This window comes from Sphaerisporangium sp. NPDC088356, assembly GCF_040685555.1.
GTDB lineage: Bacteria > Actinomycetota > Actinomycetes > Streptosporangiales > Streptosporangiaceae > Sphaerisporangium.
Genome location: NZ_JBFBIK010000013.1, coordinates 86,105 through 94,029, shown reverse-complemented (window position 1 = coordinate 94,029; position 7,925 = coordinate 86,105). Strand labels below are relative to the sequence as shown.

Annotated in this window: 3 protein-coding genes; 2 read left to right on the top strand and 1 reads right to left on the bottom strand. The window is 72.5% G+C overall.

Annotation, left to right across the window (positions count from 1 at the left end; translation table 11 throughout):
• Positions 1-97: 97 nt before the first annotated feature.
• Positions 98-2,506 carry a glycoside hydrolase family 9 protein gene (locus AB0O34_RS07985; protein ID WP_363913888.1) on the top strand — a complete coding sequence of 803 codons (2,409 nt, stop codon included), beginning with the start codon at positions 98-100 and terminating at the stop codon, positions 2,504-2,506.
• A gap of 320 nt (positions 2,507-2,826) precedes the next feature.
• Complete coding sequence (locus AB0O34_RS07980; protein WP_363913886.1) at positions 2,827-3,390, top strand: NlpC/P60 family protein; 564 nt, start codon at positions 2,827-2,829, stop codon at positions 3,388-3,390.
• A 28-nt stretch (positions 3,391-3,418) separates the two neighbouring features.
• Here the strand turns inward: AB0O34_RS07980 and AB0O34_RS07975 are convergent, their stop codons facing one another.
• Positions 3,419-7,843 carry a cation-translocating P-type ATPase gene (locus AB0O34_RS07975; protein WP_363913884.1) on the bottom strand — a complete coding sequence of 1,475 codons (4,425 nt, stop codon included), beginning with the start codon at positions 7,841-7,843 and terminating at the stop codon, positions 3,419-3,421.
• Positions 7,844-7,925: the final 82 nt, after the last annotated feature.

Here is a 7,925-nt window from a genome sequence, read left to right as displayed (position 1 = left end):
GTGCGGTGGGCCTGACCCCCACCGCACCCCGCTCGCCCCCATCTCACGACCGCTCCGATGTCAGCTCCACCTGCGTTCCCAGCTCGAGAGGCGATCGATGTCCCTCAGACGCACGCTCACCGGCCTGGCGATCCTCGTCGCGTCGGCCACGATCTTCCCCGTTCTCACGTCCTCCGCGGCGGCGGCTCCGGCCTTCAACTACGGCGAGGCGCTGCAGAAGTCGCTGTTCTTCTACGAGGCCCAGCGCTCGGGCGACCTTCCCGCGGCCAACCGCGTCACGTGGCGGGGCGACTCGGGGATGAACGACGGCAAGGACGTCGGCCTCGACCTCACCGGGGGCTGGTACGACGCGGGGGACCACGTCAAGTTCGGCCTGCCGATGGCGGCCAGCACGACCATGCTCGCCTGGGGCGGCGTCGAGTACCGCGATGCCTACCAGAGCTCGGGGCAGCTCCCCTACCTGCTCGACAACCTGAAGTGGGTCAACGACTACCTCATCAAGGCGCACCCCTCGCCGAACGTGCTGTACGGCCAGGTGGGCAACGGCGGCACCGACCACGCGTGGTGGGGCCCCGCCGAGGTCATGCCGATGAACCGCCCCTCGTACAAGATCGACGCGACGTGCGGCGGATCGGACCTCGCGGGCGAGACCGCCGCGGCGATGGCGGCCTCCTCGATGGTCTTCCGCCCGACGAACCCGGCCTACGCCGACACGCTGGTCACGCACGCCCGGCAGCTCTACACCTTCGCCGACACGGTCAGGAAGAAGTACAGCGACTGCATCACCGACGCGGCCGGGTACTACCAGTCGTGGAGCGGCTTCAACGACGAGCTGGTCTGGGGCGCGATCTGGCTGTACCGGGCGACCGGCGAGGCGTCGTACCTGACCAAGGCGGAGACGTACTACGACAACCTCGGCACCGAGCCGCAGAGCACGACCCGCTCCTACAAGTGGACGATCGCCTGGGACGACAAGTCGTACGGCGCCTACGTGCTGCTCGCCAAGCTCACCGGCAAGCAGAAGTACGTGGACGACGCCAACCGCTGGCTCGACTGGTGGACCGTCGGCGTGAACGGCGCCAAGGTGAACTACTCGCCGGGCGGTGAGGCTGTACTCGACCAGTGGGGCTCACTGCGCTACGCCGCCAACACCGCGTTCACCGCGCTCATCTACAGCGACTGGCTGACCGACGCCACCCGTAAGGCGAGATATCACGACTTCGGGGTCAGGCAGATCAACTACGCGCTGGGCGACAACCCCCGCAAGTCCTCGTACATGATCGGCTTCGGCGCCAACCCGCCGCGGAACCCGCACCACCGCACGGCGCACGGCTCCTGGTCCAACAACCTCAACGAGCCGGCCGCCAGCAGGCACATCCTGTACGGCGCGCTGGTCGGCGGGCCGACGACCGCCAACGACGCCTACACCGACAGCCGCAGCGACTACGTGATGAACGAGGTGGCGACCGACTACAACGCCGCCTTCACCGGCGCGCTCGCCCGGCTCTACAAGGAGTACGGCGGCGCCCCGCTCTCCAACTTCCCCGTGGCCGAGACGCCCGACGGGCCGGAGATCTACCTCCAGGCCTCGGTCAACTCGGCGGGCTCGACCTACACCGAGATCAAGGCGCTGGTGGTGAACCACTCGGCGTGGCCGGCACGCGCGCTGACGGACGGCACTTTCCGCTACTACTTCACGCTGGACGGCGACACCACGCCGAGCCAGATCACGCTGTCCTCCGCCTACACCCAGTGCAAGCCGCCGACAGGGCCGACCCTGGTGTCCGGCAAGGTGTACTACGTCACGATCGACTGTTCCGGCACGGCCATCGCGCCCGCCGGCCAGTCGGAGTCGCGGCGGGAGGTGCAGTTCCGCATCGCCAGCTCGTCGGGGTCCTGGGATCCGTCCAACGACTGGTCGTACGCCGGCGTGGCCACCACTCCCGGCGCCACCCCGGTCACCGTGCAGAACATCCCGCTGTACTCGGGCGGCACCAAGATCTGGGGCAACCCGCCGGGCACGCAGCCGACCCCGACCCCCACGCCCACCCCGACCCCGACCCCGACCCCGACTCCGACCCCGACGCCCACTCCCACCCCCACACCGACCCCGACGCCCACTCCCACCCCCACACCGACCCCGACGCCTACACCCACGCCAACTCCCACCCCCACGCCCACGCCCACACCGACGGCCGGTGCGGCGTGCGCGGCGACGTACAAGGTCACCAGCTCCTGGCAGGGCAACTTCCAGGCCGACGTGGCGGTGCGGAACAGCGGGAGCACCGCGATCAGCGGCTGGACCGTGGCGTGGACGTTCCCCAGCGGTCAGACGATCACGCAGATCTGGGGTGCCACCTACGCACAGACCGGAGCGAGCGTGTCGGTGCGGAACCTCAACTGGAACGGCGGCCTGGCGGCCGGCGCGTCCGCGTCGTTCGGCTTCATCGCGAGCCTGAGCGGCGCCAACGGAGTCCCGGCCTCCGTGACCTGCACGCCCGCCTAGCCCCCTCGACCGTGGTCTCGATTTGCCCTGGGAGCGCGAGACCACGGCCCGGCCGGGCCTCACTCGAAGGTCCGGCCGGGCACTTCCCACCGAAAAGGGAGCCCCCTCCCGCGTGCGGAAGAAGGCCAGGCCGGTCGCGAGACCGCCGCCGGCCGCCCGAATCACAGCGATCATCGAGCTGTGGTCGGCGGCGGAGAGTTATCACGCCAGCTTACGGCCACTTGAACGCCTACAGAGCGTGATATATCGCGAAAGAAGCCGACATTCGCGGCAGAGATGGCGAGAATCATCAGGAGGGGATCGAAGGGACGGGGGTCCACGTGAGGCGAGCGGTCCGGCTGGCGGTCATGGCGGGAGTCCTCGTCTTCGCGGCGGGATCGGCGCCCCTGCTCCACGGTGAGCCCAACCGGGTGCTGGAGATCGCCCAGGCCATCCAGCGGGGCCAGGAGCAGTCGCGGTGGCCCGGCGGGGAGATCCCGTACGTCTGGGGCGGCGGACACGGGGCAAGGCCCGGCCCCTCGCTCGGCACCTGCCAGGGCTACCGCGGCTCGGTGAAGCCATGCCCGGCCGCCACCACCCGCGGTCTCGACTGCTCGGGCCTGGCCCGGTGGGTGTACCAGCTCGCCTTCCAGGAGGACGTGCTGGGCAACGGCACCACCGACGACCACGTCCGCCGCCTGCGCAAGATCCCGGCCGCGACGGCCCGCCCCGGCGACCTGGTCTTCTACGGCAAGATCCGCAAGAAGACGATCAGGACCCACCACGTCGGCATCTACATCGGCGGCGGAAAGATGATCAACGCCCTCCGCACCGGCACGACCGTCCGCACCGACCGGGTGACCCTCCTCCCCGACCTCGCCGGTTACTACAGATACGACGGCTGACCCCGGCGGGCATCGCGAGCGCGGGCCGTCAGGCGGGCACCGTGACCCCGGCGGGCACGCGGGTCTCCGTGGATCCCGGCCGCTCAGCCGGGGGGCGGGCCGCCGTCTCCCTCATCCGCTGGAACGCCGCGCCGAGAAGCGTCGCGGCGGCGGCGCTCCCGAGGGCTATGGACCAGCCCACCGGTCCGAGGGGCCGGCTGCCGAAGAACCCGCTGACACCCGGCAGGGTGACGACCAGCCACAGCACGGCGACCGACGCCATCGAGGCGAGCACGACCACCCTGTCCCGCCCGCCTCCCGCCACGGTCTGGAAGAGCTGCGCCGACACCAGCGCGACCAGCCCGATGGTGTCCGCCCGGCCCCTCGTGCCGGTCATCCGCCCGGCGAGCCACGCCGCGGTGGCGGCGCCCGCCGTGACGACCGCGCGCAGGTAGATGTCCCGGGTCAGCGACGCGCCGAGCGACGCCTCCGGGCCCTCGGCCAGCAGCTTCTCCGGGTCGATGGACGCGGGCGGCCGTACGGCGACCGCAAGGGCGGGCACCATGTCGGTGAGCAGGTTCACCAGCAGGAGCTGGCGGGCGTTCAGCGCGCTCCCGCCCGCGAGGAGGCCGGACCCGACCGTGAAGACGATCTCTCCGACGTTGCCTCCGAGAAGGATGCTCAGGGCGTCGCGGACCGAGGTCCACATGGCCCGGCCCTCGACGATCGCGTCCACGATCGTCTCGATGCGGTCGTCGGTCACCACGAGGTCGGCCGCGGCGCGGGCGGCGGGGGTGGCGCGGGAGCCGAGCGCGATGCCCACGTCCGCCATGCGGATCGCGGGGGCGTCGTTGGCGCCGTCGCCCGTGACGGCCACGACCTCGCCCGCCCGGCGAAGGCAGGTCACGATCCGCGCCTTGTGCGCCGGGGTCGTGCGGGCGAAGACGGCCACCTCCGGCAGCACCTTGGTCAGCGTGTCGTCGTCGAGCCCGTCCAGCTCGGGTCCGGTCATGACGCGCCCGCCGTTGAGTACGTCCAGCTCCGCGGCGATGGCCTCGGCGGTGCTGGGGTGGTCGCCGGTCACCATCACGATCCGCACGCCGGCGCGCAGGAGCCGGCTGACGCTCTCCTTGGCCGTCGGACGCACCGGATCGGCCAGGCCGAGGAAGCCCAGGAAGCACAGGTCGTCGATGCGCGACTCGTCGAGGTCGCCCCGGTCGGAGGCGGGACGCTCGGCGACGGCCAGCACCCGGTAGCCCTGGTGCGCCAGCCTGTCGACCTCGCCTTCCAGCTTCCGCCGCATGGCCTCGGTTAGGGGGACGACCTTGGAATCCTTGAGCATCTTGTCGCAGTGGGTGAGCACGATCTCGGGGGCGCCCTTGACGCTCAGCAGGTGCCCCTGTTCCGTGCGGCCGAGCACGGCGTGGTAGCCCCGGCCCGGCTCGAAGGGCATCTCGTCGACCCGCTCCCAGGTCCGCAGCCCCTCCTGGGGGGTGACGCCGAGCCGCTGGGCCCCCTCGAGGACCGCGCGGTCGGTGGGATGGGCGATCACGCGCCCTCCGCCGGACAGGGGGCTCGCGCGGACGGCCGCGGCGAGGATCCGCCTGAGCTGGTCGGTGGCCTCCTCGACCGGCCGACCTGAACGCCCGTCCGACACGTACCGCAGGCTGATGTGCCCTTCGGTCAGCGTCCCCGTCTTGTCGAAGCACAGCACGTTGACGCGCCCGAGAGCCTCGATGGTGGACGGGTTCCGTACGAGCGCGGCGCGCTTCGACAGCCGCCGGGCCGCGGCGAGCTCGGCCACGGTGGCGACGAACGGGAGCCCCTCGGGCACGGCGGCCACGGTCAGGCTGACGGCGGGCGCGAGGGCCGAGGCCAGCGGCCGTCCGCGGAGCAGGTCGGTGAGCAGCAGGACGGCGCCGGCGCCGATCGAGATCGGCAGGATCCGCCGGCTCAGCTCGCGGAGCCGCAGCTCCACTCCGGTCGGCGGGCTCGGCTCCGCGGCGAGCCTGGCGCTGCGGCCCGCCTCCGTCATGTCGCCCGTCGCCACGATCACCGCGCGCCCGCTGCCCGCCGCGACCGTGGTGCCCTGGTAGACCATGGAGCTCCGGTCGGCGACGGCCGCCGCGACGGTCGGCGCGGCCGTCTTGGTGACGAGCTGCGACTCGCCGGTGAGCGTCGACTCGTCCACCTCCAGGCCGACGGCCTTGATGACCCGCGCGTCGGCGGGGACGGCGTCGCCCGCGCGGAGCTCCACCACGTCGCCGGGCGCGAGATCCTCCGTGGTCGCGGCCTCGGTGCCGCCGGGACGGCGCAGCCGTACGTGGACCTGGGTGGCCTCGGTCAGGCGGTGCAGCGCGTGGTCCGCCTTGAACCGCTGCACGCCCCCGAGGAAGGCGTTGATGACCACCACCGCGCTGATCATCACTGCGTCGAGCACCGAGCCGACCATGGCCGAGATGCCTGCCCCGGCCGCGAGCGCGGGGGTGAGCGGGTTGGCCAGTTCCTCCGCGGTCGCGCGCGCCAGCGACTGCGGCTCTTCGACCTCGGTGGTCGCGGCCTCACGCCGGCGCCGCACGGCGTCGGCGTCGGGGATCCCGTCGGACGACGAGCCGAGCCGCGAGAGGACCTCCTTGACCGACATGGCATGCCAGGGGGTGGTGTCGGCGTGGAGCGGGGCCGGCACGCGAGCGGCGGCGCGGCCCGCCCACTCGCCCAGCGAGACGGCGGCCAGGGACACGAAGGCGTTCACGAAGTGCGCGCGGCGAAGCGACGCCGCCTCGGGCCCCGCCATCGCGAGCAGGCTGCCGACGACCGCCGCCGTGGCGGCGAGCCGCACGCCGTTCCGGCTGTTGCTCACAGCCCGTGGCAGGCAGGTGAGGAACAGGTGGACGCCGGGAGGCTCTCCGGCGATGTCGGCGTCCCACGGCACGGACGCCTCGGTCATGTCCGCGATGCCGACGCCGATGTCCGCCTGGGCCAGCGCCTGCCGCGCTCCTCGTGACACCACGACCACGCCATGACCCTGTTTCTGCAGGTCGTAAACCCGATCGGCGAGCTCGGCGCCGCCCGGCAGCACCTGTCCGATCGCGAGCCGCTGGGCGAGCCCGTCGTCCCCCGCCAGCATCACCGTGCCCGCGGCCTTGGCCGCCGCGACGATGGCCACGGCCAGCGGGTCGATCTCCCGCGCCAGGCCCACGACGGCGATCGGCGTGCCGTTCCTGCGCACCTCGATGGCGCGCAGGCCCCGTTCCCGCCATCCGGCCGCGTGCGCGGGGAGCAGGGTGGCGAGGTCGCCGAGCGGCGCGGTGGACCAGCCGTCGCCGGCCCGTTCGCCGCCCGGGTCGGCGAAGTCGACGAGCGAGTACAGCCGGGCGTACAGCTCGCCGGTCTTCACGCCCTCCACGAGCGGCTCGACCCGGTCGATGCTCCAGGAGCCGGTGGTCAGCGAGTCGGCGTGGAGGATCACCGTGTCGACCCGGTCCATCGCACGCAGGACACCGGCGTCGAGGATGACCGTGTCGCGCGCGCACAGCGCGCGGCCGATCGCCCCCGCGAACGCCTCGCGGGTCATGAACCCGACCCTCGGCGTGGCCGAGACGAGGATCGACAGCGCGCGCCCGGTGCGGGGGGCGAGGATCCGCGCGGCCCCGTAGGCGGCGACGGCCACCGGGCTGGCGACGTCCGCGTAGCGCTCGACGGGCCCGTGCCGCGGATGCCCCCGGCGCGGGCGGGAGGCCGCCCTGATGTGGTGGTAGGCGCCCGGCTTGTCCGCCAGCCGCTCCTCAAGCCGCTCCCAGGTGCGCCGCTCCGCCCTCGCCTCCACATACCGGCACACCGCCATGGTGGCCTGCGCGACCAGCCCGAGTGGTCGCAGTGTGAGCGTCTGGGCGACGAGGTTGACCGTGGTGAACATGGAGTTCGTGGGCCCGCGCCCGAGACGGAGGTCGAACTGCTCACGCAGGAAAGGGGTGGAGTTCGTCAGGTGCGTAACGGCGGGCACCACCGGGTGGAGGGGCCGTATCCTCGCCAGCCTGCCGGCGACCACCAGGCCCATGGCCGTGACGCCCGCCGCGAGCCGGATGGTCGCGCGCACGTGCTCCTCGACCAGGCGGACCGGCGAGTGGAGCACCCTCTCCTCCTGCGAGTCGAGCTCCTCGACGATCGCCATCAGCTCGTCCTGGTCGACCGCGTCCGGGTCGCACCGCACGAAGACCCAGCCGAGGCGGCCGTTGACCTCCGCCCGCACGACTCCCGGCAGCGCGCCCAGCCGCTCCTCAAGCGCCCGCGCGGCGTCCTCGGTACCCGGGCCGCCGATGGCGTACAGGTCGATGCGCAGCCCGCCGGGGCAGGTGACGAGCCTGCGAGGGCACGGGATGAGGTCCCGGAGCGGGGCGGGCAGCACGTCCCGCACCAACGCGGCGGACGACCCCAGCACCCGGGTCAGGAACATCCGGCTCTCCAGCAGGCGCACCCCATCATCCCTCCATGCGGGAATCGGGGGGCGTTCCACCAGAGCACCCTCAGACGCGGTGCCCCAATGGCCGAAATGCCGT